24 protein-coding genes and 1 pseudogene are annotated in these 24,446 nt (G+C 75.4%); 15 read left to right on the top strand and 10 right to left on the bottom strand.

Annotated elements, in window-relative coordinates; all coding sequences use genetic code 11:
* Positions 1-177: 177 nt before the first annotated feature.
* From ACZ7LK_RS16150 to ACZ7LK_RS16165, 4 genes are all read left to right on the top strand, one after another.
* Positions 178-648 carry a DUF6643 family protein gene (locus tag ACZ7LK_RS16150; protein ID WP_392273490.1) on the top strand — a complete coding sequence of 157 codons (471 nt, stop codon included), beginning with the start codon at positions 178-180 and terminating at the stop codon, positions 646-648.
* Between the two features lie 54 nt (positions 649-702).
* Positions 703-1,581, top strand: a complete 879-nt coding sequence (locus ACZ7LK_RS16155) for an MOSC domain-containing protein (RefSeq protein ID WP_471141281.1) — start codon at positions 703-705, stop codon at positions 1,579-1,581.
* A gap of 188 nt (positions 1,582-1,769) precedes the next feature.
* Complete coding sequence (locus ACZ7LK_RS16160) at positions 1,770-2,372, top strand: Rv1733c family protein (protein ID WP_471141284.1); 603 nt, start codon at positions 1,770-1,772, stop codon at positions 2,370-2,372.
* Between the two features lie 114 nt (positions 2,373-2,486).
* Positions 2,487-4,955, top strand: a complete 2,469-nt coding sequence (locus tag ACZ7LK_RS16165; RefSeq protein ID WP_471141287.1) for a right-handed parallel beta-helix repeat-containing protein — start codon at positions 2,487-2,489, stop codon at positions 4,953-4,955.
* Here the strand turns inward: ACZ7LK_RS16165 and ACZ7LK_RS16170 are convergent.
* Complete coding sequence (locus ACZ7LK_RS16170; protein ID WP_392273486.1) at positions 4,925-7,348, bottom strand: hypothetical protein; 2,424 nt, start codon at positions 7,346-7,348, stop codon at positions 4,925-4,927. The two genes, ACZ7LK_RS16165 and ACZ7LK_RS16170, sit on opposite strands and share 31 nt — an antisense overlap.
* A gap of 196 nt (positions 7,349-7,544) precedes the next feature.
* On the opposite strand from ACZ7LK_RS16170, the gene ACZ7LK_RS16175 reads away from it, so the two are divergent.
* The 3 genes from ACZ7LK_RS16175 to ACZ7LK_RS16185 all read left to right on the top strand — a co-directional run bounded on the left by ACZ7LK_RS16175 (position 7,545) and on the right by ACZ7LK_RS16185 (position 9,628).
* The gene (locus ACZ7LK_RS16175) at positions 7,545-8,375 is read left to right on the top strand and encodes a DeoR/GlpR family DNA-binding transcription regulator (protein ID WP_392273485.1); all 831 of its coding nucleotides are present in this window, start codon (positions 7,545-7,547) and stop codon (positions 8,373-8,375) included.
* 54 nt (positions 8,376-8,429) lie between these two features.
* Positions 8,430-8,876 (top strand): SRPBCC family protein, encoded by a 447-nt coding sequence (locus ACZ7LK_RS16180; RefSeq protein ID WP_469464811.1) that lies wholly within the window; start codon positions 8,430-8,432, stop codon positions 8,874-8,876.
* Positions 8,877-9,139: 263 nt separating this feature from the next.
* The gene (locus ACZ7LK_RS16185) at positions 9,140-9,628 is read left to right on the top strand and encodes an SRPBCC family protein (RefSeq protein WP_392273483.1); all 489 of its coding nucleotides are present in this window, start codon (positions 9,140-9,142) and stop codon (positions 9,626-9,628) included.
* 7 nt (positions 9,629-9,635) lie between these two features.
* Here the strand turns inward: ACZ7LK_RS16185 and cds1 are convergent, their stop codons facing one another.
* Positions 9,636-10,778 carry an L-cysteine desulfhydrase Cds1 gene (gene cds1 / locus ACZ7LK_RS16190; RefSeq protein ID WP_392273482.1) on the bottom strand — a complete coding sequence of 381 codons (1,143 nt, stop codon included), beginning with the start codon at positions 10,776-10,778 and terminating at the stop codon, positions 9,636-9,638.
* A gap of 328 nt (positions 10,779-11,106) precedes the next feature.
* Between cds1 and ACZ7LK_RS16195 the strand changes: the two genes are divergently transcribed.
* Together ACZ7LK_RS16195 and ACZ7LK_RS16200 are read left to right on the top strand one after the other, a co-directional pair.
* On the top strand, positions 11,107-11,436 hold the full coding sequence (locus ACZ7LK_RS16195; RefSeq protein WP_392273481.1) for a hypothetical protein: 330 nt from the start codon (positions 11,107-11,109) through the stop codon (positions 11,434-11,436).
* Between the two features lie 217 nt (positions 11,437-11,653).
* Positions 11,654-12,196 (top strand): ATP-binding protein, encoded by a 543-nt coding sequence (locus ACZ7LK_RS16200; protein ID WP_392273480.1) that lies wholly within the window; start codon positions 11,654-11,656, stop codon positions 12,194-12,196.
* Between the two features lie 43 nt (positions 12,197-12,239).
* On the opposite strand, the gene ACZ7LK_RS16205 is transcribed toward ACZ7LK_RS16200, so the two are convergent.
* The gene (locus ACZ7LK_RS16205) at positions 12,240-12,524 is read right to left on the bottom strand and encodes an SHOCT domain-containing protein (RefSeq protein WP_469464825.1); all 285 of its coding nucleotides are present in this window, start codon (positions 12,522-12,524) and stop codon (positions 12,240-12,242) included.
* A gap of 408 nt (positions 12,525-12,932) precedes the next feature.
* Positions 12,933-14,159, bottom strand: a complete 1,227-nt coding sequence (locus ACZ7LK_RS16210; protein ID WP_392273479.1) for an ROK family protein — start codon at positions 14,157-14,159, stop codon at positions 12,933-12,935.
* Positions 14,160-14,290: 131 nt separating this feature from the next.
* Between ACZ7LK_RS16210 and ACZ7LK_RS16215 the strand changes: the two genes are divergently transcribed.
* The 4 genes from ACZ7LK_RS16215 to ACZ7LK_RS16230 all read left to right on the top strand — a co-directional run bounded on the left by ACZ7LK_RS16215 (position 14,291) and on the right by ACZ7LK_RS16230 (position 17,587).
* Positions 14,291-14,965 (top strand): endonuclease, encoded by a 675-nt coding sequence (locus tag ACZ7LK_RS16215; protein ID WP_392273478.1) that lies wholly within the window; start codon positions 14,291-14,293, stop codon positions 14,963-14,965.
* A complete protein-coding gene (locus ACZ7LK_RS16220) occupies positions 14,962-15,315 on the top strand; it encodes a DUF8129 domain-containing protein (protein ID WP_471141296.1) in 354 nt (117 codons plus the stop codon). Before ACZ7LK_RS16215 ends, ACZ7LK_RS16220 begins: the two co-directional genes overlap by 4 nt.
* A 245-nt stretch (positions 15,316-15,560) precedes the next feature.
* Positions 15,561-16,787, top strand: a complete 1,227-nt coding sequence (locus ACZ7LK_RS16225; protein ID WP_392273476.1) for an MFS transporter — start codon at positions 15,561-15,563, stop codon at positions 16,785-16,787.
* A gap of 47 nt (positions 16,788-16,834) precedes the next feature.
* Positions 16,835-17,587, top strand: a complete 753-nt coding sequence (locus ACZ7LK_RS16230; RefSeq protein WP_469464809.1) for a maleylpyruvate isomerase family mycothiol-dependent enzyme — start codon at positions 16,835-16,837, stop codon at positions 17,585-17,587.
* A gap of 83 nt (positions 17,588-17,670) precedes the next feature.
* Here the strand turns inward: ACZ7LK_RS16230 and ACZ7LK_RS16235 are convergent, their stop codons facing one another.
* Positions 17,671-18,069 carry a MarR family winged helix-turn-helix transcriptional regulator gene (locus ACZ7LK_RS16235; RefSeq protein WP_392273474.1) on the bottom strand — a complete coding sequence of 133 codons (399 nt, stop codon included), beginning with the start codon at positions 18,067-18,069 and terminating at the stop codon, positions 17,671-17,673.
* Between the two features lie 87 nt (positions 18,070-18,156).
* On the opposite strand from ACZ7LK_RS16235, the gene ACZ7LK_RS16240 reads away from it, so the two are divergent.
* Positions 18,157-19,698, top strand: coding sequence for an MFS transporter (locus ACZ7LK_RS16240; RefSeq protein ID WP_392273473.1), 1,542 nt, complete (start codon positions 18,157-18,159; stop codon positions 19,696-19,698).
* Positions 19,699-19,770: 72 nt separating this feature from the next.
* Positions 19,771-20,049, top strand: a complete 279-nt coding sequence (locus tag ACZ7LK_RS16245) for a DUF6332 family protein (protein WP_392273472.1) — start codon at positions 19,771-19,773, stop codon at positions 20,047-20,049.
* On the opposite strand, the gene ACZ7LK_RS16250 is transcribed toward ACZ7LK_RS16245, so the two are convergent.
* From ACZ7LK_RS16250 to ACZ7LK_RS16270, 5 genes and pseudogenes are all read right to left on the bottom strand, one after another.
* Positions 20,010-20,675: a response regulator gene (locus ACZ7LK_RS16250; protein WP_392273471.1), complete on the bottom strand. Its 666-nt coding sequence runs from the start codon at positions 20,673-20,675 to the stop codon at positions 20,010-20,012. The genes ACZ7LK_RS16245 and ACZ7LK_RS16250 overlap by 40 nt on opposite strands.
* Positions 20,672-21,952, bottom strand: coding sequence for a sensor histidine kinase (locus ACZ7LK_RS16255; protein WP_392273470.1), 1,281 nt, complete (start codon positions 21,950-21,952; stop codon positions 20,672-20,674). The genes ACZ7LK_RS16250 and ACZ7LK_RS16255 overlap by 4 nt, the downstream gene beginning before the upstream one ends.
* A 35-nt stretch (positions 21,953-21,987) precedes the next feature.
* Complete coding sequence (locus ACZ7LK_RS16260; RefSeq protein WP_471141304.1) at positions 21,988-23,232, bottom strand: GDSL-type esterase/lipase family protein; 1,245 nt, start codon at positions 23,230-23,232, stop codon at positions 21,988-21,990.
* A gap of 223 nt (positions 23,233-23,455) precedes the next feature.
* The gene (locus tag ACZ7LK_RS16265) at positions 23,456-23,821 is read right to left on the bottom strand and encodes an antibiotic biosynthesis monooxygenase family protein (RefSeq protein ID WP_392273468.1); all 366 of its coding nucleotides are present in this window, start codon (positions 23,819-23,821) and stop codon (positions 23,456-23,458) included.
* A 152-nt stretch (positions 23,822-23,973) separates the two neighbouring features.
* A pseudogene (locus ACZ7LK_RS16270) lies at positions 23,974-24,417 on the bottom strand (alpha/beta fold hydrolase); the annotation flags it as partial.
* Positions 24,418-24,446 lie beyond the last annotated feature (29 nt).

The raw sequence follows: 24,446 nt of genomic DNA on the forward strand, positions 1-24,446 counted from the left end.
CCTTCCGCGATGCGCGACCGACCTGCCGGTAACCCCCCATCAGCCTGGCCTTTACACGGACCGTGACCGTTTTTCCCAGGTTCGCTCGTATTGGCGATCCGCCGCCACTCACACCGCGTAAAAGAACCTGCTTATCGGCCTCCCCATACGGCACATCGTGGGCTTACCTTATGTGCCATGACCTCCCCCCGTTCCTACGGCGGCGCTTACTACAACGCGCCGTCGTTCCCGGACACCCCGATCTACGACTCCCTCGTCGCGGAACGGGGCACGCCTCAGATCGCGCCGATCCGAGTGCCCGCCGCCTACGACACCGGCAACTCCTACCTGCCGGCGCTGCCCGCGGCCCTCCCCGCCCTTCCGGCCGCCCCCTCCCAGCCCATGCCGTCCTACGGCGGCGGGGCGTACGGCTATCCCCAGCAGGCGGCGCCGCAGCCCGCCCCGTTGCAGCACATGCCGGCGCCGTACATCCCGCAGCAGCCGACCGCTCCCCGCGGCGGCTACGGCTACCCGGGGCCGCAGCCCCAGCAGCAGCGGCCGGTCCCGGCCGGGTACGAGGCGATGCGCCCGGCGGCGCCCCGGCCGGTGCCCACGCCGTCGCCTTACGACGACCCCTACAACCGCCCCTACCAGGGCGGAGGGTACTGACCGGGCCGCTTCGGCCGGTCCGAGGGACGTCATCGGTGCTGGCAGGATGAGGCCATGCCGACTCCTGTCCTGCAAGCGCTGCACATCCGTCCGGTCAAGTCCCTCGGCGGGTCCTCACCCGTCACCGCGGCGGTCGAGCCATGGGGGCTCGCCGGGGACCGCCGCTGGATGCTGATCGACACCACGGCGAAGGTGGTCACCCAACGCCAGCACGCGCGGCTGGCGTTGGCGTTCGCCGAACAGTCGCAGGACGGCGGGCTCCGGCTGTCCGCGCCGGGCACGGAGCCGCTCACCGTCGCCGTGCCGGAGCCCGCCGCGACCGTACCGGCGGAGATCTTCGGCACCACGGTGGAGGCGGTGCCCGCCGGGGAGGCAGCGGACGCATGGTTCAGCGCCTATCTGGGCGAGGCCGTACGCCTGGTGCACCTGGACGACCCGGCCCGCCGCCGCCCCATCGACCCGGATCACGCGCTGCCCGGCGAGACCGTCAACTTCGCCGACGGCTACCCCCTGCTCGTCACCTCCGTCTCCTCGCTGGACGCCCTCAACTCCCTCATCGCCCGGGGCGACCACCCCGACGAGGGCCCGCTGCCCATGGACCGGTTCCGGCCCACCGTGGTCGTCGAGGGCACCGACCCCTGGGACGAGGACCACTGGGGCCGCCTCGCGATCGGCGAGGTCACCTTCCGCGTCGCCAAGCCGTGCGCCCGCTGCGTCGTGACGACCACCGACCAGGCGACGGCACGGCGCGGCAGGGAGCCGCTGCGCACGCTGGCCCGGCACCGCCTCATCGGCAAGAAGATGGTCTTCGGCCAGAACCTGGTCCCCGAGGGGACCGGCGCCATCCGGGTGGGCGACCCCGTGAGGATCCTCGACCGGCGGCCCTCCTCCGCCCGGTCGTCCGCCCAGCCGTCCGTCCGGCCCTCCGCGTGATCCGTCCGCCGCGCCCGTGAGGCCGCCGCGCCCGTGACGCCGTCGCGCCGCCGTGCCCGTGCGGACGTCGCGCCACCGGCCCCGTGAGACCGTCGCACCGCCCCGCCCCCGCGCCGCATAGGCCGTGCCGGGGCGGGAACCCGGGAGCCCGGCACACGCGTTGACGGACACGAAGGGGGTGCGGACCCGTGCGTGCGGTCGTCGGGCTCTGGCGCTGGCGGCACAATCCCCTGTGCCGGGCCACCGATCTCACCGAGGCGTGGGTGGCGCTCGCCGCCCTGCTGCTGATCTGCCTCGCCGCCCCGGCCACCGGCTGGGTCGCCGGCGCCCTGACCAACGCCTCGCTCCAGCAGTCGGCGCGGCTCCAGCAGGAACAACGGCATCCCGTTACCGCCCGGGTGCTGGACCCCGCCGGGGGCACCCGGGCGCGGGACGCCGGGCCGGCGGGCGACCACCGCCCCCGCCGGCCGGTGCCGGCCCAGTGGACCGCGCCCGACGGCACCCGGCGCACCGGGACCCAGACCACCTCGCCGGCCGGCGCCGCGCCGGGCGACACCTTCCGGATCTGGACCGACGACCGGGGCCGGCCGGTCGACCGCCCGCTGACCGCGGCCACCGCCCGCGACCACGCCGTCCTGGCCGGCATCGGCACCATGCTGCTGACGGCCGGGCTCGTCGAGGCCGTCCGGCGGACAGTCGTTCGGGGGCTGGTCCGACGGCGGTACGAGCGGCTGGACCGGGCGTGGGCACGGTCGGGCCCGGACTGGGGCCGGACGGGGGCGGGCGGTTGACCCGCCGTCGCCACCGGGTCGGCCGACCGGTCAACCCGCCCCCGCCGCGCGCGCTACGGTGGTGCGATCGTCCGGGAAGACGCGCGGCGCACGAGGTGGGGGCAAGGCAGCACCATGGCACAGGGCACGGTCCAGGTGACGCACACCGGCACATCGCGGTGGCGGCGCCGCACGGGCGAGTACGCCTCCCTCGCGGCGGCCCTGGAGGCCGCCGGTGACGGTGATGTCCTGACCATCTCCCCCGGCACGTACCGGGAGAACCTGGTCGTCCAGCGCGCCGTCACCCTGCGCGGCGCGGAGGGCGCGGTGGGCCCGGTGCGGATCGCCCCCGCCGACGGGGTGCCGCTGACCGTGCGCGCCTCGGCGACCGTGCGGGACCTGCACGTCGAGGGGCAGGACACCTCGGCGCCGGCGCTGCTCGTCGAGGACGGCACGCCGGAGCTGCTGGACCTGCGGATCGTGACCCGCTCGGCGGCCGGGGTGGAGGTCCGGGGCGCGGCGCGGCCCACCGTGCGGCGCTGCACGGTCGACAACCCGGCGGGCGTCGGGATCGGCGTACTCGACGGCGCGGGCGGGGTGTTCGAGGAGTGCGAGGTGGTCTCGGCGGGCCAGTCGGGCGTCTCGGTGCGCGGTGGGGCGCATCCCCGGCTGGAGCGGTGCCGGGTCCACCACGCCTCGGGCGCCGGGCTGTCGGTGACGGGCGAGGGCAGCGGCCTGGAGGCCATCGGCTGCGAGGTGTACGAGATCAAGGGCAGCGGCGTCCAGGTCACGTCCAGGGCGGCGGCCCACCTCACCGACTCGTCCGTGCACCGGACCACGGCCGACGGGATCACCCTCGACACGGACGCGGTGCTGACCCTCTCCGACTGCGACATCCACGACGTGCCGGAGAACGCGGTCGACCTCCGGTCCCGTTCCGTGCTGACGCTGACCCGGTCGACGGTACGGCGGTTCGGCCGCAACGGCCTGTCCGTGTGGGACCCCGGCACACGGGTGGACGCCAACCAGTGCGAGATCCACGACAGCACCGGTGACTACCCGGCGGTCTGGGTCAGCGACGGCGCGACGGCCGTGCTCGACGCGTGCCGCGTCCACGACGTGCCGGACGCGCTGTTCGTCCTGGACCGGGGGTCGCGCGCCGACGTCGTCGACAGCGACCTGTCCCAGGTGCGCAACACCGCCGTGTCGGTCAGCGACGGCGCCACCGCCCAGCTCGACGACTGCCGTATCCGGGAGGCCTCCACGGGGGCCTGGTTCCGCGACCACGGCAGCGGCGGCACCCTGAACGGGTGCACCATCGACTCCGTGCAGACCGGGGTGATCGTCACCAAGGGTGCCGACCCGGCGATCGAGCGGTGCACGGTCACCTCCCCCGCGGAGGCCGGGTTCTACGTGTCGGCGGAGGGCCGCGGCACGTTCCACGGCTGCCGGGTGACGGACAGCGGAGGGTACGGCTTCCATGTGCGGGACGGCTGCCGGACGACGCTCCGGCGGTGCCGTACGGAGCGGTGTGCGCGAGCCGGGTACGAGTTCGGGGAGGAGGGCCCCGTGGTGGAGGACTGCACCGGTGACGAGAGCGGGGTCCTGGCCGCCTCCGCCGCGAGCACGGTGCCGTCCGCGCCCCTGTCGGCCGGCGGACTGCTCGGTACGGCGGCCTCCGTCTCCGCCTCCGCTCCCGTGCCGGCCCCGGCACCGGCCCCTTCCCCTGCCGCCGCCGTACGGGTGCCGGGGCAAACCACCGCCGGGCCGGAGCCGGCCGCCGTACCGTCCGTGCGCGGCTCCGACGACGTACTGGGCGAACTCGACGCGCTGGTGGGCCTGGACAGCGTCAAGCGCGAGGTGCGCACGCTCACCAACATGATCGAGGTCGGCAGGAGGCGCCGCGAGGCCGGGCTCAAGGCCGCGTCCGTCCGCCGCCACCTGGTCTTCACCGGCTCCCCCGGCACCGGCAAGACGACCGTCGCCCGGCTGTACGGCGAGATCCTGGCGTCCCTGGGCGTGCTGGAGCGCGGCCACCTGGTGGAGGTGTCCCGGGTGGACCTGGTGGGCGAGCACATCGGTTCCACCGCGATCCGCACCCAGGAGGCGTTCGACCGGGCGCGCGGCGGGGTGCTGTTCATCGACGAGGCGTACGCCCTGTCCCCGGAGGACTCCGGCCGGGACTTCGGCCGCGAGGCGATCGACACGCTGGTGAAGCTGATGGAGGACCACCGGGACGCCGTCGTGGTGATCGTCGCCGGGTACACGGAGGAGATGGAGCGGTTCCTGACCGTCAACCCGGGTGTGGCGTCCCGTTTCTCACGGACGATCACCTTCAGCGACTACGTGCCGGACGAGCTGCTGCGGATCGTGGAGCAGCAGGCGGAGGAGCACGAGTACCGGCTCGCGGCGGGGACGGCCGACGCACTCCTCAAGTACTTCACCGAACTGCCCAAGGGGCCCGCGTTCGGCAACGGCCGCACCGCCCGCCGGACGTTCGAGTCGATGGTCGAGCGGCACGCGGGCCGGGTCGCCGGGCTCGCCGAGACGAGCACCGACGACCTGACCCTGCTCTACCCGGAGGATCTGCCGGAGCTGCCCTGACCCTCGCCGGGCGGGCCCGGGTCGGCCGGCCCCTCGGGGACCGCTCCGGCCCGCTGCCCGGGCAGCGGCGCCCCGACCGGGGCGGGCGGGGTGGCCGGGAGCGGCAGCGCGGGCGGCAACCGGTCGAGCAGGACGGCCCGTTCCTTGGCGAACACCGGGTCGGCCTGGTAGTCGCCGTGGCCCAGGATCGGCTCGGGCAGCGGGTGCTCATGGGTGCGGCCGTACACCACCGGGTCGCGCAGCGCCCGGTGGTCGACCTCGGGTTTGTCGCCCTCGGCGGGGAGGTTGACCGGGCCGCCGATCGGGTCCGTGCGGCGCCACAGGTTGCGCCAGCAGTGCAGCTCCCGGTGGAGGGCGCCGAGGGGGCCGGGGCCGAAGTAGGCGGGGAACCAGCGCCCGTACAGCCGCTCCAGCGGCGATCCGTAGGTGAGCAGGGCGACCCGGCGGCGGGTGCCGGCCGGGAGCTGCCACACGGCGGCGGCGGCCAGCACGCTGCCCTGCGAGTGGCCGGAGATGACCAGGCGGCCGCCCGTGCGGCCGGTCCACGACGACATGCGCCAGGCCAGGTCGGGCACGGCCCGCTCGGCGTAGCAGGGCGGTGCGAACGGGTGGGCGGCGCGCGGCCAGAACGTCCCGACGTCCCAGAGGATGCCGATGGTGCGGCGGGCCGAGGCGTCCTTGTAGGCGCGGCGGCCCCAGGTGACGAACAGTATGAAGCCGAAGCCGATGAGCCAGGACCCCAGTGCCTGCGCCGCCTCGGCCGCGTTCTCCACGAACGGGGGGCCGCCGGTGAAGGCCCGGCCGGGCACCGTGCCGCTCGTCCAGGCGCCGGCGAGGGCACCGGCGCCCAGCAGCAGCGTGGCGCCGGAGACGATGCCGACGAGGACGGGGGCCGCGTCGGTGAGCGCGGCGCGGGCCCGGGTGGCGGCGATGCGCCGGGTACGGACGGCGTCCGGCTGCTCGCCCTCGTACTCGGCCTCCACCACGGGCGCGAGGCGGCGGGCGGTGAGCGCGGTGCGGACGGCGAGGACGACGGCGGGGACGAGCAGCAGGAGCAGCAGGACGGGGATGACGGAGGCCTGCCAGCTCAGCAGCACGGGCGGCCCGATGGGGTTGCCGCCGGTGCCGGGGGTGGCCGGGCCGTCGAGCCAGTCGGCGACGCGCTGGGCGACGCCGCCGCTCATGACACCGCCGAGGGCGCAGGCGAGCATCGCGACGGCGGGGCCGCCGAGCCCGTACAGCACCGTCCGGGCATGGGGGGCGCGCCGGTGCAGGCGCAGCGCCACGACGGCGAGCGCCAGGACGAGGACCCCCTGGGCGAGGGTGATCACGCTGAAGGTGGTGTCCCCGGGGAGGGTGCCGGTGGAGCGCCAGGCGGGGCGGGACCAGGCGGCGTAGAGGACGGCGAGGAGCAGCAGGGCGGCGGAGGCGCCGGGCAGCGAGGTGACGACGGCGCGGTCGAGCCGGTTGTCGATCCGCTTCTCGCTGCGGCCCCGGCGGCACACCACCGCCACCACGACGGCCCCGCCGAGCAGCAGGGCAACCTCCAGGGTCCGCCCGAGCGCCTCGCGGACGCCGCCGGAGGCGTGCCGGTCGTACCGGGCGGCGGCCCCGCCGACGGCCGCGGCGACGGTGAGCAGCCCGGCGGCGGTGTGCGCGGCGCGCAGCCGGGCGACGAGGCGGCGGCCGTACCAGAAGCCGGGCCGGCCCAGGGCGGGCCGTGGCGCCCGGCCGGCCGGGCCGTCGCCGTCCAGCCCGTCCCGGGGCGGGCGCTGGGCCTCGTAGGCGCTCCAGGTGCGGTTGGACAGGTACCACAGGAGGCCGACGAGGGCGGTGGGGACGAGGGCGGCGAGGGCGAGCCGGCGGCCGGGCTGGGACCACCAGCCGCCCTGGGCGGCCGACAGGAAGCCGAGCCAGGACCGGTCCCCGGCGCAGCGGGCGGACCCGGCGCACTGCCAGGCCGTCAGATCCAGGGCGACCTCGCAGGCGGCGGCGGTGAGCAGCACGGTCAGGCTGAGGGCGACGAGCCGCACCAGCACGCCGTAGAGCCGGAGGGAGGCGGCCTGCCGTTCGGCGGGCGGGCGCATCCAGTGGGCGAGGTTGACCACCATGAACGGCAGGAGCAGCAGCCATAAGGCGCGCGATCCGTTGCCGGAGGTGAGGTTGCACCAGCAGTACGCCTCGGGGACGGGCCGGCCGTCGGCGAACCGCTCCGGTTCGCGTTCCGCGTACTGGTCGGCGGTGCGCCGGTGGATCGCCGCGGTCCCGTCTCCGGTGATCCGTACGGTCCGGGGGTCGTCGAGCATCAGCTCGGGTGTGGTGCCGCCGACGCCGTGGACCAGCAGTTCCAGCGCGGCGCCGGGGCGCGTGGGCTCCTCAGTGGCAGGGGGCACGAGCGGGCTCCCCTCTCGGGTGGGGTTCGCGTGGGGTGGCGGGTGACCGGTCGTGACCGGACGTGACCAGGATCGTGGAAGGGGGGCCGGAAAGGCAGGGTTCTCACGGAATCTCCCCCGGTCCGTCGCCGGAGGGGCCGTGGCAGGATGATGACCCTTGGCCAGCGGTGGTACGAGGGAAGGACCGGCCCCAGCGGTGAGCGACAACCAGAACCTCCTCGCGGAGCAACGGCGTGCCCTGATCCTGGACGAGGTGAGGCGGCGCGGCGGGGTGCGGGTCAACGAGCTCACCCGCCGGCTCAACGTCTCCGACATGACGGTCCGCCGGGACCTGGACGCGCTGGCGCGGCAGGGCGTCATCGAGAAGGTGCACGGGGGCGCGGTGCCGTCGGCCGAGGCGAGCACCCACGAGCCGGGGTTCGAGGCGAAGTCGTCGCTGGAGCGGAGCGCCAAGGAGGACATCGCGCGGGCGGCCGCGGCCATGGCGGCGCCGGGCAGCGCGATCGCCCTCTCGGGCGGTACCACGACGTACGCGCTGGCCCAGCACCTGCTGGAGGTGCCGGACCTGACGGTGGTGACCAACTCGGTGCGGGTGGCGGACGTGTTCCACACCGCCCAGCGCTCCGGTTCGGGCGGTGCGCCCCGGGCGGGCGCGGCGACGGTGGTGCTGACGGGCGGGGTGCGGACGCCGTCGGACTCGCTGGTCGGTCCGGTGGCCGACCAGGCGATCCGCTCGCTCCACTTCGACGTGCTGTTCCTGGGCGTGCACGGTGTCTCCGTGGCGGCCGGCCTGTCGACCCCGAACCTGGCGGAGGCGGAGACCAACCGGCGTTTCGTCCGTTCGGCGCGCCGGGTGGTGGTCGTGGCGGACCACACCAAGTGGGGCACCGTGGGGCTGAGCTCGTTCGCGCGGCTGGACGAGGTGGACGCCCTGGTGACGGACGGCGGGCTGTCGGACGGCATCCGCGCCGAGATGGCGGAGCACCTGCCGGGCCTGGTCGTGGCCGGCGAGGAGGACGCGGGCTGACGCCGGGCGGGGCGGCGGCCGGGAGGGCGGGGGCCGGGGGCTTACGATCCGGGGATGGCCCTGTTGCGGATCACGCGTGCCGTCCCGATGTCCGCCGCCGAGGCGTGGCGGCGGCTCACCGACTGGCCGGCGCACGCGGCGCTGGTGCCGCTGACCCGTGCCACGGCGATGACGCCGGGCCCGGTGCGGGCCGGGAGCCGGTTCACCATGCGCACCGGTGTGGGGCGGGTCGCGTTCGACGACCCGATGGAGGTCGTACGGTGTGAGCCGCCCGGGCCGGACGGTGCGGGCGCGGGTGTGTGCCGGCTGGAGAAGCGCGGCCGGGTGGTCGCCGGGTGGGCCGAGATCGAGGTGCGGGAGACGGCACCGGGGGCGGTGCGGGTGACGTGGACCGAGGAGGTGCGTGTACGGGGGCTGCCCCGGGCGTGCGACCCGGTGGTGGCGTTCGTGGGGCGGCGGCTCTTCGGGCGGGCCCTGTCCGGTCTTCTGGCGGACAACTGACGGGCCGCCAGCTATGGTGTGGGGCCCAGGTCGTGTCCGTGTGTGGTCCCCGTCCGCCGGGCGGTGCCGCACCACGCCCGTCCTCGCCGCCGTCACCGGCCGCCATGGCCCCGCTCCCGCGGGTGCCCCCTGCCGGGGGTGTCCGCACGCCGTTCGTCCGGCCCGCCGGACGGAGCGGGCGGCCGGACGCGGGCGGACGCTCCGGGCGGGCGCACCACCGCACGGGCGCGACGCCATCCCTTCGCCTGCTGGAGGTACGGTCCATGGCACGCCGACTGCGCCCGGTGCGGCTCGACTTCCTCGAGTCCGCGCCCCTGCGCCTGGTCTTCGACACGGAAGTGACCGCGCCGCCCTCGGCGGTGTACCGCGCCCTGGCCGACGAGGTCGCCGACAGTCCCTCCTGGTTCACCGCCATTGCCGCGGCCCGGCCGACCGCCGGGGGCGCCGGCCGGGAGATACGGCTGCGGGGCGGTGTGGTCTTCCAGGAGCGGATCCTGGTGACGGACGCCGGTGCGCGCTACGCCTACCGCGTGGAGGAGACCAACGCCCCCGGGGTACGGGCCCTGATGGAGGAGTGGCTGCTCACCCCGGCGGCGGGGGGCACCGGCACCCGGGTGCGGTGGACCATGGCCGCCGAGGGCGTCGCGCCGTTCCGTCTGGTGATGCGGCTGGCCCGGTCCGGTGTGGGCCGCTCCTTCCGGGACGCGATGCGCAACCTGGACCGCCGGCTGGCGTCCTCCCCGGCTCCCTGACGCACCGTCAGGCGGCGGACGGTCCGTCCGGCCAGACCCCGCTGCCGAGGAACGCGTCGATGGCGGCGGCGTACGGGGCGATGTCCAGGCCCTGTCCGGCGAGCCAGTCGTCGGAGTAGTACTTGTCGAGGTAGCGGTCGCCGGGGTCGCAGATCAGCGTGACGACGCTGCCGGTGCGGCCCTCGGCCACCATCTCGGCGACGATCTTCAGCGCGCTCCACAGGCCGGTCCCGGTCGAGCCGCCCGCCTTGCGCCCGATGGCGTTCTCCAGGGCGCGTACGGCGGCGACGCTCGCCGCGTCGGGCACCTTCATCATCCGGTCGATGGCGCCGGGTACGAAGCTGGGCTCCATCCGGGGCCGGCCGATGCCCTCGATGCGTGACCCGCAGTCGCTGGCGGCGTCCGGGTTGCCGGTGGTCCAGCCCTCGAAGAAGCAGGAGTTCTCCGGGTCGGGGACGCAGACGCGGGTGTCGTACATCATGTAGTGGACGTAGCGGGCGATGGTCGCCGAGGTGCCGCCGGTACCGGCCGTGGCGACGATCCAGGCGGGTTCCGGATAGCGCTCCAGGCGTAGCTGCTGGTATATCGACTCGGCGATGTTGTTGTTGCCGCGCCAGTCGGTGGCCCGCTCCGCGTAGGTGAACTGGTCCATGTAGTGGCCGCCCGTGGTGGCCGCGAGGGCGGCGGACTCCTCGTACATCTTCCGCGAGTCGTCGACGAAGTGGCACCGGCCGCCGTGGATCTCGATCAGCCGGATCTTCTCCGGGCTGGTCGTGCGCGGCATGACGGCGATGAACGGCACCCCGATGAGGTTCGCGAAGTACGCCTCGGAGACGGCGGTCGAGCCGCTGGACGCCTCGATGACGGGCTTCCCGGGCCGGATCCAGCCGTTGCACAGCCCGTAGAGGAAGAGCGAACGGGCCAGGCGGTGCTTGAGGCTGCCGGTCGGGTGGGTGGACTCGTCCTTGAGGTACAGGTCGATGCCCCACTCCTCGGGCAGCGGGAAGCGCAGCAGGTGTGTGTCGGCGGACCGGTTGGCGTCGGCCTGCACCTTGCGTACGGCTTCTTTCAGCCACTCCCGGTAGGCCGGGTCGCTGTGGTCCACGTCGACCGTCCGGCCGGTCCGTCCTGCTTGCTCGATGGTGCTCACGCGCCGCTCCTCGTCGTTCTCCGTCCGGCCGCGTTCCCCGTCCGGCTGCCCCCACCTCGAACATACCTCCCTCACCTGCACAAACGATGACTTTGATCCCCCATAGGGAACGCTTGCAGGGTGCCCCGGCGGCCGGGGCGGGGCGGGGTCGCACCCGACGGGGGTACGCGTCAGGGGGGCGCACCGAGCGGGGCCGCGCGGTACGGGGGGCGCACCTCCCGGCGGGCACGCGGCGCAGGGGGCGCATCCGTCCACGCGCCCTGGCGCGGAGGCGACCACTTGTGCAGACTGACCGGCATAAACCTGCGCGAAGGGGGCTGGGTACGGCATGGCCGAGGCTGATTTCACTGCCACAGGCGTACGGATCGAGCGGTGGCCGCGTTCGCTGACCCGGGCGGGCGAGGTCCTGGTCAAGGACGGCAGGCTGGCGCTCCTCACCAGCTACGGGCGGGTGATCGACAGCGCGCCGGTGCGGGCGGTGAGGGCGAGCAGGCCCTGGTTCGCGGGGCGCGAGGACGCCATGGTGGCGACCCTGAACGGTACGCGGTACCGGCTGACCATGGGCCAGCGGGACCGGAGGCCGGACGGTCCGGCGGCGACGGCGCTGGCCGGCCGCCTGCTGGAGACCGTCCGCCGCGCGGGTGCCGGCCAGGACTGACAGGACGTACAGCAGTGACGGAGGTACCGGCAGGGGCCGGGGGGTAACCGCTTGCCGCGAGTTGCGGAGCGGTCGGCCGTGGTCCACGCTGGACTGACATCACTACCCAGGGTGCACCGGCGGTGACGCTGCGATCCAGCCCGCCGGACCGAACAGCCAGCCATCTTCTGGATCCGATCTCCGTCTTCTTCCGGACCTATTTCGGGGAGTCGCAGCCGTGATCAGCCAGGCAAGCAGGCAGTGCACGGTAGAGCTCCAAGCCCTGCCGTCGCGGATCGGTCAGGTCCGCAGAATCGTTTCAGCGCAGTTGCGCTACTGGAATCTCGACGCATTGATCGAGAAGGCCGCGCTCGGTGTCACCGAGCTCCTGACGAACGTTCACCAGCACGCCCAGCCCGACAAGGTGTGCACCGTCGAGATCGAGCTGATGCTCGACCGGCTGACGGTCTCCGTCCACGACCACGACCCCCGGCTCCCCGCGGTCAACAGGTCCGACCCCATGGCCACTTCGGGGCGGGGCCTCGCCTTGATAGAGGCGTTCAGCGAGAGTTGGGGCGCAAGGCCGCAGGGCGAGTCCGGGAAGGTCGTCTGGTTCACCCTCCCGGCACCCTCGTCCTCCCCCCTGCCGATACCGCCCCTGCCCGTGTACGGGGCCGCCACCAGTGGTCCCTTCACGGGTGCGGTGCCCTTCGGGGACATGGCGGACGCGGCCGACACGGTCCGCGAACGGGCCGCCGCCCGGCCGGCCGTGGCGGGCTGACCGGGAGGCGGGCCGCCCCCGACCGGTCCGCCGGGGCCGGTGGTCAGCCCTTGCCGGGCCGGCCGGTCCCGCCCGCCGTGGCGGCGCGGCCGAACTGCTCGTCCAGGACGGAGAGCCGGCGCCAGTACTCCTCCTCGTCGATCTCGCCCGCCGCGAAGCGGTGGCCGAGCAGGGCGATGGGCGACTGCTCGTCGGGCACGCTCCGGCCGTGGTGACGGTACCGGCGGGCGCGGCGCAGCAGGGTGACCGCGGTGAACACCACCGCGGCCCAGAACAGCGGGAAGAAGAGGGCCCACGGGCCGGGCCCGTCGTGGGCGAGCGTGGTCATGCCGGTCATCCCGATCATCTCCTCGGTGTACGTGGTCGCGGTCCGCGACGTGTTCGAGACTGCCCCCGCGGGGGTGGTCCCGTCGTCGTACGGGCGGCGACAGCCCGGGTACGACCGGCGGAGTACTCTCGCGCCGGCGGAGGGGGAAGGTCATGGGGCGAGGACCGCGGGGACGTGGTCGTGCACCGGCGGCCCGGCCGCCCGTACCGCGGGAAGCTGCGGCTCCAAGCGCGGTGCCGACCGTGCGCGTCGCCAGGACGGCCTGGTGAACCCGTCACCGCGGCGGTTGCCGGAAGCGGTGGGCGGGCACGAGCCGCACGCACGCCCCGCACGCGTGACGGGGCCGGCGGGCCGGACCGGCGGTGCACCGGGAGCGGCGTCACGTTCCCCGGTCGCCGGGGCGGCGGTTCACGCGGCGGGGCGGCCCAGGGCGGCGAGGGGGTCGTCCAGGACCGGCTGCCAGGCCAGCTCGGCCGCGCCCGCGAGGCTGTTGTGGTCGAGGGTGCAGCCCAGGATCGGCACGCCGCCGCTGCGCCCCCACAGGCTGCGGTCGGCGACGACCGCGCGGAGCCGTTCGGGGTCGGCCGCGAGGAGCTCACGGTGCAGCCCGCCGAGGATGATCCGGTCCGGGTTCAGGATGTTCACCAGGCCCGCCAGCCCCAGGCCCAGCCGGTCGATCAGCTCCTGGGCCGCCGCCCGTACGCCCGCGTCGTCGGCGTGGTCGCGCAGCAGGTCGCGGCACTGCTGGAGCAGGGAGACCTCGGGGCCGGGGGTGCGTCCGGCGACCGTGAGGAAGGCCAGCGGGTCGGCCTCGACGTCGAGGCAGCCACGGCTCCCGCAGTAGCAGGGGCGGCCCTGGGGGTTCACCGTGAGGTGGCCGACCTCCAGGGCGAGCCCCGAGCTGCCGGTGTGGAGGCGCCCGTCGAGGACGAGGGCGCCGCCGACGCCCCGGTGCCCGGTGGCGACGCACAGCAGATGCTGGGCGCCCCGGCCCGCGCCGTGCCGGTGCTCGGCCAGGGCGGCGAGGTTGACGTCGTTGCCGGTGAAGGCGGGGCCGTCGATGCCGGCCGCCCGGACCAGTCCGGCGAAGACGTCCCGCACGGGGGCGCCGGCGGGCCAGGCGAGGTGCAGCGGATTGAGGGCGGTGCCCTCCGGCTCGGCGACGGCGGACGGCACGGCCAGACCGGCCCCCACGCAGCGGCGCCCGCTCTCGCGCAGGAGTCCGGCGCCCGCCTCGACGACGGCCGCGAGGACCTGGGCGGGGTCGGCGGAGACGGTGACGCAGCCGGGTGCCGTGGCCACGATGCGGCCGCCGAGGCCGACGAGGGCGGCGCGGAAGCCGTCGGCGTGGATCTGGGCGGCCAGCGCGACCGGCCCGTTCTCGTCGACGAGGAGCCGGTGCGACGGCCGGCCCTGGGAGCCGGCGGCGGCACCGGGGCGGGAGTCGACGCGGATCAGACCGAGTGCTTCCAGTTCGGCGGCGACGGCTCCTGCGGTGGCGCGGGTGACACCCAGCTCGGCGGTGAGGACCGCTCGAGTGGGGGCGCGTCCGGTATGCACCAGTTCCAGTGCGGGCCCGAGCGCGCTGCGGCCCCTGTCCAGCCGTGATCGGGTCGTGGTCGCCTTGCCGTTCATGGGGGCGAGTCTCCCATGATCCCGGGGGCCGCCCGGCCCGGCGGTGCTGTTTCGGCCGGACGTGGACGGGTACTGCGGGCGGCAGGATCGCCGAGGCCGGGACCGCCACCGGCCGAGCTCCTGGAGGTCTCATGGCACGCCCCGACAGCGGGACGATCGTCCGGGCCCTGCTCGACGAGGAGGGCCGCACGTACGCGGAGCGGGCGGGGATCCGCCTCAAGGACACCCCCGGGCCGCTGTACCGGCTCCTCGTGCTGGCCCACCTGCTGAGCGCCCGGATCCGGGCGGACGTCGCGGTGGCGGCCGCCCGTGCCCTGTTCGACGCGGGGATGCGGGACGCCCGCCACATGCGCGACGCCACGTGGCAGCAGCGGGTGGACGCCCTCGGGAAGGGCGGCTACCGGCGTTACGACGAGCGGACGTCGACCCAGCTCGGCGAGGCCGCCGAGCTGGTGCTCGACGCGTACGGCGGCGATCTCCGCCGGCTGCGCGAGAAGGCGGGCGGCGACGTGGCGGAGCTGCGCGCGCTGCTCCAGGAGGCGCCCGGGATCGGCCCGGCCGGCGCGGACATCTTCCTGCGGGAGGTGCAGGGCGTCTGGCCCGGGCTGTCGCCGTACCTGGACGACAAGACGCTGGACGGAGCGGAGCGGCTCGGCCTGCCGGCCGACCCGGAGGCGCTGGCCCGTCTGGTGCGGAAGGAGGAGCTGCCCGCGCTGGCCGCCGCGCTGGTGCGCGCCGCGCTGGACGGGCGCGTCGTCGACCACGTCCACGGGACCGTCAACGAGACACAGGGAGGATCCGGATGACCCCCGACCGAGGAACACTTCCGCTGCCCGATTACGACGACCTGACCGTCGGCACGCTGGAGCACCGCATCCGGTCGCTCGGCGTCACGGAGCTGGACCAGTTGCTGCACTACGAGCACGAGCACGCCGACCGTGCCATGGTCGTCCAGGTCCTGACGGCCCGGAAGCGGCAACTGGACGCCGGAGCCCCCCTGTCCGGCGGCAACCCGGCCGCGCCCAGGCCCGAGGCGGCCGGCGACGCCCAGGGCGGTTCACCCGTCTCGCCCGCGACGTGGCCGGAGCCCATGAGCCCGCCGCCGCACGGCACACCCGACCAGCGGGGCAAGCCGAAGGGCGACCGCACCGGCTGAGCCGCCGGCATCCCCGGTTCCCGCGCCCCGCTCCCCGGGTCCCGCCCCGGGCGGGCGCGGGACCCGCGGCTGCGGAGCCCGCCGGGCTCCGGGTCCGGGGCGGGGGCGCGCCGGGGAACCGGGGCCGGCGGTGCCGCCGGTGGTGCGGCGCGGGCGGAACCGGGAGTGCGGGGTGACGGGGCACACGCCACCGCGCGGTGCCGGCGTGGTTGAAGGGCGCCCGCGCGGACCCCTATGCTGAGTTTGTGCCGCACCTAAACAAACTACGGACGGCCCTGCCCGGGGGGCCCGGCGGAGACACCGCCGCGCGTTCCCTGGTCCGCCTCCGCACCGCCCTGACCCTGTTCTTCGCCCTCGACGGTTTCCTGTTCGCCGGCTGGGTGGTCCGCATCCCCGCCATCAAGCAGCAGACCGGCGCCTCGGCCGGCGACCTCGGGCTCGCCCTGCTCGGCGTCTCGGCCGGCGCGGTGGTGACGATGACGCTGACCGGCCGCCTGTGCCGGCGCTTCGGCAGCCACCCCGTGACCGTCGCGGCGGGCGTCCTGCTCAGCCTGAGCATCGCGCTGCCCCCGCTGACCCACTCGGCGCTCGCGCTCGGCCTGGTGCTCCTGGTCTTCGGCACCGCGTACGGCGGCATCAATGTGGCCATGAACAGCGCCGCCGTCGATCTGGTGACCGCGCTCCGGCGTCCCGTGATGCCCAGCTTCCACGCCGCCTTCAGCCTCGGCGGCATGGTCGGGGCCGGGCTCGGCGGGCTCGTCGCGGGCGGCCTCTCGCCCACGGCGCACCTGCTCGGCCTCACGGTCGCGGGGCTGGCGCTGACGGCCGCCGCCGGTTCCGTACTCCTGCGGTACCCCTCCCCCACGGTCCCCGAGGCGGTGCCCGGCGACGAGCGCGCGCCGGGCCGGCTCGACGGCAGGTCCCGCCGGCTGGTGGCCGTCTTCGGCGTGATCGCACTGTGCACCGCGTACGGGGAGGGTGCCCTCGCCGACTGGGGGGCGCTCCACCTGGAGCAGGACCTGCACGCCCACCCCGGCGTGGCGGCGGCCGGTTACTCGATGTTCGCCCTCGCCATGACCGCCGGGCGGTTGTCCGGTACAGCGATGCTGGAGCGGCTCGGCCAGACCCGCACCCTGGTGGCGGGCGGGGCGACCGCGGCGGCCGGCATGCTGCTGGGCTCCCTGGCCCCGACGGTGTGGCTCGCGCTGCTCGGCTTCGCCGTGACGGGGCTGGGCCTGGCGAACATCTTCCCGGTGGCCGTCGCCCGGGCGGGCGCGGTCGCGGGGCCCGGCGGTGTGGCCGCGGCCTCCACCCTGGGGTACGGGGGGATGCTGCTGGGGCCGCCCGCGATCGGGTTCCTGGCCGACTGGTTCTCGCTCCCGGTCGCGCTGACGACCGTGGCGGTGCTGGCCGGCGGCGCGGCACTGATCGGGTACGCGGCGCGCGGGGCGACGGCGGCGCGCTCCGAGTGACGCACGGCCGCCGACGCGCCCGGCGGGGCCGCTGGCAGAATCGCGACATGGAGATCATGGAGCACATCAAGTCCCTCGCGGAGGAAGGCCGGTTGCTCGCCGACGCGGCCGAGGCGGCGGGGCCGGACGCGCCGGTACCGACCTGTCCCGACTGGCGGGTGCGCGACCTGCTGCGGCACACCGGCATGGTGCACCGCTGGGCCACCGCCTTCGTCGCCGAGGGGCACGCCTCGTACCACCCGGCCGAGGATCCGCCCGGCCTGGACGGGGCGGAACTGCTCGCCTGGTTCCGGGAGGGGCACGGGCTGCTGGTCGCCGCGCTGACCGGGGCCGACGACGCGCTGGAGTGCTGGACGTTCCTGCCCGCGCCCTCACCGCGGGCGTTCTGGGCGCGGCGCCAGGCGCACGAGACCACCGTGCACCGGGTGGACGCGCAGTCCGCGGCGGCCGGGCCGGTGGCGGAGGTGGCGCCGCCGTTCGCCGCCGACGGGATCGACGAGCTGCTGTGCGGCTTCCACGCCCGGGAGAAGAGCCGGGTGCGTACGCCGGAGCCGGCGGTCCTGCGCGTACGGGCGACCGACACCGGTGACGTGTGGACCCTTCGACTGTCCGACCGGGCGCCGCGGGTCGAGCGGTCCGGCGAGGGGCCCGCGGACTGCGAGGTGAGCGGCCCGGCGGCGGCGCTCTACATGACGCTCTGGAACCGGCTGCCCGACGGCACCCCGGGCACGGCCGTCTCGGTGTCGGGCGACGAGCGCCTGGCACGGCTCTGGCGGGAGACGTCCGCGGTCACCTGGTAGTCGCGGGGGCGGGGGCCGCCCCTCGTCGGCGCCCCCGTCACGTGTGGGGCGCCGAGGGCCGGGCGGGACTTTCGAAACACGACTCAGGACCGCGCGGCGAGCATCCGGCTCAGCACGGCACGCTGGAGGGGCAGCACTTCGGCGTGGCGTGCGCGGCCCTCTTCGGTCAGGAGCACCCGGACTCCGCGCCGGTCCTCGCTGCACATGCCGCGGGCCACGAGCCCGTCCTTCTCCAGCCGCGCGACCAGCCGCGACAGGGCGCTCTGACTGAGGTGCACCCGGGAGGCGAGCTCCTGGACCCGGTAGGCGGCGCCGCCGTCCTCCGGAGCCCCTTCGGCGAGCACGTCGAGCACCTCGAAGTCGCTGGCGCCGAGTCCGTGGGGATGCAGCGCGCGGTCCAGTTCGCACGTCGTGCGGGCGTGCAGGGCGAGCACGTCGCGCCATTGTTCCACGAGCGCGCGCTCGGACTTCGTCGCAGCCATGCACCCACGTTAGCAGGGAGGACGCCGTTTGTTGCATCGGAATTAAATGCATTTGCATTCAATGCATGCGCATGTAGTGTGCTGCGCATGACCTCTCCGCTCAACGTCCCCTCCCCCACCGTGGGTTCGGCCACGGAAGACCGCTGGAGCCCCCGCCTGTGGGGCACCCTGCTGGTGCTGTGCGCCGCGATGTTCCTCGACGCCCTCGACGTCTCCATGGTCGGCGTCGCCCTGCCGTCCATCGCCGGCGACCTCGGCCTGTCGACCGCCACGCTCCAGTGGATCGTCAGCGGCTACATCCTCGGGTACGGCGGTCTGCTGCTGCTCGGCGGCCGTGCGGCCGACCTCCTGGGCCGCCGCCGCGTCTTCCTGATCGCCCTCGCGGTCTTCGCCCTCGCGTCGCTGCTCGGCGGCCTCGTGGACTCCGGCCCGCTGCTGATCGCCAGCCGGTTCATCAAAGGCCTGAGCGCCGCGTTCACCGCTCCCGCCGGTCTTTCGATCATCACCACCACGTTCAAGGAGGGCCCGCAGCGCAACCGGGCCCTGTCCATCTACACCACCTGCGCCGCCACCGGTTTCTCCATGGGCCTGGTGCTGTCCGGGCTGCTCACCGAGCTGAGCTGGCGCTGGACCATGCTGCTGCCCGCGCCCATCGCGCTGATCGCCCTGGCCGCCGGCCTGCGGCTGATCCCGCACAGCGCCCGTGAGGACCGGCGCGGCGGCTACGACGTCCCGGGCGCCGTCACCGGGACCGCCGCCATGCTGCTGCTGGTGTTCACCGTCGTCGAGGCGCCCGAGGCGGGCTGGGCCTCCGCCCGTACGCTGCTGTCGTTCCTGGCCACCGCCGTCCTGCTGGCCGCCTTCGTGACCATCGAGCGGCGCAGCGCGAGCCCGCTGCTACGGCTCGGCGTCCTCCGCTCCGGCTCCCAGCTCCGCGCCCAGCTCGGCGCCGCCGCCTTCTTCGGCTCGTACGTCGCCTTCCAGTTCATCGTCACGCAGTACATGCAGTCGCTGCTGGGCTGGAGCGCCCTCCAGACGGCGCTCGCGTTCCTGCCGGCCGGCGTGCTGGTGGCGGTGTCCTCCACCAGGATCGGTGCCGTGGTCGACCGGTTCGGCACGCCCCGGGTGATCGCGACCGGCTTCACCTTCCTGGTCGCCGCGTACGCGATCTTCCTCCAGGTCGACCTCACCCCCCGCTACGCGGCGGTCATCCTCCCCTCGATGCTGCTGCTGGGCGCGGCCTGCGCCCTGACCTTCCCGTCCCTCAACATCCAGGCCACCAACGGCGTGGCCGACGACGAGCAGGGCATGGTCTCCGGGCTGCTGAACACCTCCATCCAGGTGGGCGGCGCGGTGTTCCTCGCCGTCGTGACCGCCGTGATCACGGCGGGCGGCCACGAGGGCGGCTCGCCGCAGGCCGTGCTCGACAGCTTCCGGCCGGGCCTGGCCGTGGTGACCGCGATCGCGCTCGCCGGACTGCTGATCACCCTGACCGGGCTGCGGCGCACCCGCCGGACGGCGGGACGGTCGGTGGTCGTCGCCTCGTCGGCCGGCGCCACGGGGAAGGCCGCCGGCACCGAGGACGCCACCGCCGCGGAGCGGCCCGAGCCCGTGGGCGCACGGGACTGATCCGCCGGAGCGGCGTGGCGGCCGGTGGGCGAGGTCCTTGCCCACCGGCCGCCCGCTTGTGACACTCGGGCCATGGGGAAGCGCACGCAGGACCAACGGGACGCCATGACGGTCGAGATCGGGTACGCGCTGCTCACCGGCGCGTTCCTGGCGGCGGGGCTGTTCGTCCTGTGCGCCGCGCCGGTGCTCGTGCTGGGTCTGGAGGGCGGCGCGGCGAAGAGCGTGGCCGTGGTGGCCGCGACGGTGGCGGGACTGGGGTTCGCCTACCGGGTGGTGCGGGTGCTGTGGCGGTTCGGGGGCGGGCCGGGCGTTCAGCCCAGCCAGCCGGGCCGCACGAGCCCCGACTCGTAGGCCAGGACGACGAGTTGGGCGCGGTCACGGGCGCCCAGCTTCACCATCGTCCGGCTGACGTGCGTCTTGGCGGTCAGCGGGCTGACGACCAGCCGCCGGGCGATCTCCTCGTTCGACAGGCCCATCCCGACCAGGGCCATCACCTCCCGCTCCCGCTCCGTGAGCCCGTCCAGCCGCGCGTCGCCGGCGGGCCGCTTGGAGCGGGCCGCGAACTCCGCGATCAGCCGGCGGGTCACCCCGGGCGACAGCAGGGCGTCGCCGGCCACCACCGCCCGTACGGCGCGCAGCAGTTCGTCCGGCTCGGTGTCCTTCACCAGGAAGCCGGAGGCGCCGGCGCGGATCGCCTCGAAGACGTACTCGTCGAGCTCGAACGTCGTCAGCATCACCACCCGCACGCCGTCCAGCCGCGCGTCCTCCGTGATGCGCCGGGTGGCGGCCAGGCCGTCGAGCCGGGGCATCCGGATGTCCATGAGGACGACGTCCGGGAGCAGTTGGCCCACACGGCCCAGGGCCTCCTCACCGTCGGCGGCCTCCGCCACGACTCCGATGTCCGGCTGCGCGTCGAGCAGCGCCCGGAAGCCCGCCCGGACGAGGGCCTGGTCGTCGGCGAGCAGGACACGGATCACGGTGACTCCCGGGGGTCGAAGGGCAGGGTGGCGCGGACGCGGAAGCCGCCGTCCGGGCGCGGGCCGGCCTCGATGCCGCCACCGAGGGAGGCGGCCCGCTCCCGCATCCCGGCCAGCCCGTTGCCGGTGCCGCCCGCGTCGGTGCCGGTGGCGGGCCCGTCGTCGTCGACCCGCAGGTCGAGGCGGCCCGGCGCGTGGCGGAGGTGGACGCGGGCGGTGCGCGATCCGGAGTGGCGGACGACGTTCGTCAGGGCCTCCTGGACGATCCGGAAGGCGGCGAGGTCGGCACCGGGTGGCAGCGGGACCCGGGTGCCTTCCGTGGTCACCTCGACGGCCAGTCCGGCGCTCGCCGCCTGCTCGACCAGTTCGGGGAGCCGGTCCAGGCCGGGGGCGGGGGTGCGGGGCGCGGTACCGGTCTCTCCCGGCGTACGGAGGGTGTCGAGTACCTGGCGCACCTCGCCGAGCGCCTCCTTCCCGGCGGCCTTGATGGTGGTGAGCGCGGTGCGTGCCTGCTCCGGGTCGGAGTCGAGCAGGGCGAGGCCGACGCCCGCCTGGACGTTGATCACCGAGATGGAGTGGGCGAGGACGTCGTGGAGTTCGCGGGCGATGCGCATCCGCTCCTCGTCGGCGCGGCGCTTCTCGGCGGCCTCGCGCTCCGCGCGCCGCCGGGCCCGGTGCGCGCGGCGTTCGCGGGCGAGTTCGGACAGGGTGACGAGGGCGACGACCGACGCGGTGAGGGGCAGCTCCTGGCCCCAGGACGCGGCCGCGTCCCCGCCGGGCGGCAGGTACCGGTAGAGCCAGTGCGCGATCAGCAGGTGCCCGCTCCACAGCAGGCCCAGCGCCCACCAGGCCGCGTGGCGGTGCCCGGCGAGGACCGCGGTGAAGACGGCCACGGCGACCGTGAGCAGGGCGGGGCCGTACGGGTAGCCGGCGCCGACGTAGACGAGGGTGGTCGCCGTGACCCCGTACAGCACGGTCACGGGGTACCGGCGGCGCAGCAGCAGCATCGCCGGGCCGGCGAGCAGCAGCACCCGGCCGAGGGCGTCCAGCGGCTCCCGGCCGGGCTGGTTGCGGGCCGCGAAAGCGGTGCCGACCAGGACGAGGACGGCGAGCAGGAGGCTGGACCGCCACGGCGGCCGGGCGCCGGGGGCGTCCGCGTCCCCCGGCCAGTCCCGCAGCCAGGGCGGACCGGTGCGCCCCCGCCGGCCACGGGCGCACGGGGGGCCGTCGCCGCGGCGCCGGCGCGTCCGTCGTTCGTCGCTGTCTCGGCCTCGCATACGGCCACGCTAGACGCGGTGGGGCGGGCCGGGCGTCAGCCGTGCGTCGTGATCACCGGTACTCCCCCGGGAGTACGGCGCTCCCGCGCGCGGGCGGTGCCCCCGGGACCCGCGAAGGGGCCGGACGCGGCGAAGGTCACGGCGGCGAAGCGCTCGCCGATGCGGCGGTGGGCGGCGGCGTCCGGGTGGAGACCGTCGGGCAGCGGGAGGTCGGCGTGGTCCGCCTCGCCGTACAGCTCGCGCCCGTCCAGGACGTGCAGGTGCGGGTCGTGGGCCGCGCGCTGCGCCACGATCCGGGCCAGCTCCTCACGGATGGCGCCCAGGGTGAGTTTGCCGGCCGCGCGCTCCGCCGGATCGCCCGTGGCGCGGAAGCGCAGCCGGCCACCGGCGAGCGCGGCGGGGTCGAACGCCGCGGGACCCGGTGTGTCCTCGTGGATGGGGCACAGCAGGGGGGAGACGACCAGCAGCGGAGTGGTGGGGTGGCCGTCGCGGAGGGTGTCGAGGAAGCCGTGGACGGCGGGCCCGAACGCACGGAGGCGCATCAGGTCGGTGTTGACCAGGTTGACGCCGATCTTGACGCTGATCAGGTCGGCGGGGGTGTCCCGCATCGTCCGGGCGGTGAACGGGTCGAGCAGGGCGCCGCCGCCGAAGCCCAGGTTGACCAGCTCCACGCCGCCGAGGGAGGCGGCGAGCGCGGGCCAGGTCGTGGTGGGGCTCGCGGCGTCGGAGCCCTGGCTGATGGAGCTGCCGTGGTGCAGCCACACCCTGCGCCCCCGGTCGGCCGGAGGCTCGACCGGGGCGTCGGTGCGCAGGGCGATGAGCTCCGTGGTCTCGTTGTGCGGCAGCCAGATCTCGACGTCCTTGGCGTGGCCGGGCAGACCGGTGAAGCGGAGGGTGCCGGGCGGGCCCGGCCGGTGCTCCGCGGTACCGGTAACCATGTCCATGGTCACGGTGTCGCCGCCGGTGATCCCGCCCTGCCCGGCGAGCCGGCCGTCGACGAGCAGGTCGTAGACGCCGTCGGGGCGGGACGGGAGGCCCGGGTAGACCCGTTTGGTGGGCCGGGCGTCCAGCTCGACGACGGTGGCCCGGGTCCGGAAGGCCAGTCGTACGCCCGAGGGCTGGGCCTCGGCCATGGCCAGTCGGCCGTCGGCGCACTGGGCGCGGGCCCGGGCGGGGAGCCGGTGCGGCAGCACACCGTGCGCGGTGCGCTCGACCTCGACGGCGCCGCGCAGGAGGTCCGCGGTGACGGGGGTGGTGATCCGCTGGTCGGTGGGGTGCATGGCGTCGGCCTGTCGGTAGGGGGTGGGGGGCGGTTCACGGGGCGGTGGGAGGCCGGGTGGTCCGGCACGGGCCGGCGGGCCGGACGGTCGCGGTGCCGGCGCCGCCGGGCGGGTCACACGGCGGGCCGGTTCCGCAGCAGGGCGTCGAAGGCGTCCGGAGTCCACGGCGCTGCCGAGCGGCCGTACCGCTTTCCGGTACGTCGGGGCCCGGCGGCGCCGGGGGTCACGCGGGCTTCGTCACGGCGGTGAACTCGACGGCCACGTCGTAGAGACCCGGGTTCGGCGTGATCGGCGCCGGCGCGTCCTCACGGGCGGCGCGGGTGCGCTCCTGGAACTCGGTGTCCGCGGTCGCGGCCTCCCAGGCCTCCCGGCTCTCCCAGTGGGAGACGTTGACGAGCTGGAACCTCGCCCCGGCCGAACGGGCCCGGTGCAGGCGGGAGTCGAGGAAGCCGGGCTTGGCGCTCATGAGGGCGGCGCGCCGCTCCCACTGGGCGACGAAGGCGTCGACCTGGTCGGCGTCGATCTCGAAGACGTTGATGAAGGTGACGGAGGAGCCGGGGGTGGCGTCGGAGGTGCGGTCTGCGGTCATGGTGGCCTCCAGGAGGGGCCGCCGCGCGCCGGACGGTCACCGGCCCGGGCAGGCCGGTGGCCCGTAACTCACCGGTCGGCACGACGAGTTGAACACGGTCACCCCACCCTAACCACGCGGCCTTGCCCGACCGTGGCGGGGGCAGCCCGCCGTCACGCGGCTCGCGCGCCGGTCCCGCCGAGGAAGTCGAGCACCAGAGGGGTGGCGGTGCCGGCGAACTCCTCGAAGTAGGCGTGCCGCGCCCCCGGCAGGAGGTGCAGCCGGGCGCCCGGGATGCGGCCGGCGAGCAGGGGGGCGTTGGCCGCCGGGTTGAACGTGTCGTCGGTGCCGTGGACGACGAGGGTCGGCGCGGCGATGCGGGGCAGGGCGTCCCAGGCGTCGTGGCGGGCGCTGGCCCGCAGGTGGCGGCGGCGGGCGTGGGCGGGCATCGCCGGGTCGCCGAGCGTGTGGAACGTACGGCCCGGGTGGGCGTCCAGCCAGGCGGGCGTGCACATCAGCTCCAGCAGGGCGCGGCGGGCCGCGTCGGCATCCGGCTGGGTGAGGGCCCGGCGCACCTCCGGGCCGCGCTCGACGCCGTGCGGGGCGCCGGCGGACGTCACCGGGGCCCGGGCCGGCGGGCCCGCCG

Source organism: Streptomyces sp. NPDC039423 (assembly GCF_055598725.1).

Coding starts and splice junctions, on each gene's coding strand:
- ACZ7LK_RS16265 (WP_392273468.1), bottom strand. CDS start 23,821: ATGACCGCAGACCGCACCTCCGACGCCACCCCCGGCTCCTCCGTCACC.
- ACZ7LK_RS16210 (WP_392273479.1), bottom strand. CDS start 14,159: ATGAACGGCAAGGCGACCACGACCCGATCACGGCTGGACAGGGGCCGC.
- ACZ7LK_RS16220 (WP_471141296.1), top strand. CDS start 14,962: ATGACCCCCGACCGAGGAACACTTCCGCTGCCCGATTACGACGACCTG.
- ACZ7LK_RS16260 (WP_471141304.1), bottom strand. CDS start 23,232: ATGCACCCCACCGACCAGCGGATCACCACCCCCGTCACCGCGGACCTC.
- ACZ7LK_RS16235 (WP_392273474.1), bottom strand. CDS start 18,069: ATGGCTGCGACGAAGTCCGAGCGCGCGCTCGTGGAACAATGGCGCGAC.
- ACZ7LK_RS16245 (WP_392273472.1), top strand. CDS start 19,771: ATGGGGAAGCGCACGCAGGACCAACGGGACGCCATGACGGTCGAGATC.
- ACZ7LK_RS16215 (WP_392273478.1), top strand. CDS start 14,291: ATGGCACGCCCCGACAGCGGGACGATCGTCCGGGCCCTGCTCGACGAG.
- ACZ7LK_RS16180 (WP_469464811.1), top strand. CDS start 8,430: ATGGCCCTGTTGCGGATCACGCGTGCCGTCCCGATGTCCGCCGCCGAG.
- ACZ7LK_RS16195 (WP_392273481.1), top strand. CDS start 11,107: ATGGCCGAGGCTGATTTCACTGCCACAGGCGTACGGATCGAGCGGTGG.
- ACZ7LK_RS16230 (WP_469464809.1), top strand. CDS start 16,835: ATGGAGATCATGGAGCACATCAAGTCCCTCGCGGAGGAAGGCCGGTTG.
- ACZ7LK_RS16185 (WP_392273483.1), top strand. CDS start 9,140: ATGGCACGCCGACTGCGCCCGGTGCGGCTCGACTTCCTCGAGTCCGCG.
- ACZ7LK_RS16150 (WP_392273490.1), top strand. CDS start 178: ATGACCTCCCCCCGTTCCTACGGCGGCGCTTACTACAACGCGCCGTCG.
- ACZ7LK_RS16205 (WP_469464825.1), bottom strand. CDS start 12,524: ATGACCACGCTCGCCCACGACGGGCCCGGCCCGTGGGCCCTCTTCTTC.
- ACZ7LK_RS16165 (WP_471141287.1), top strand. CDS start 2,487: ATGGCACAGGGCACGGTCCAGGTGACGCACACCGGCACATCGCGGTGG.
- ACZ7LK_RS16255 (WP_392273470.1), bottom strand. CDS start 21,952: ATGCGAGGCCGAGACAGCGACGAACGACGGACGCGCCGGCGCCGCGGC.
- ACZ7LK_RS16240 (WP_392273473.1), top strand. CDS start 18,157: ATGACCTCTCCGCTCAACGTCCCCTCCCCCACCGTGGGTTCGGCCACG.
- ACZ7LK_RS16155 (WP_471141281.1), top strand. CDS start 703: ATGCCGACTCCTGTCCTGCAAGCGCTGCACATCCGTCCGGTCAAGTCC.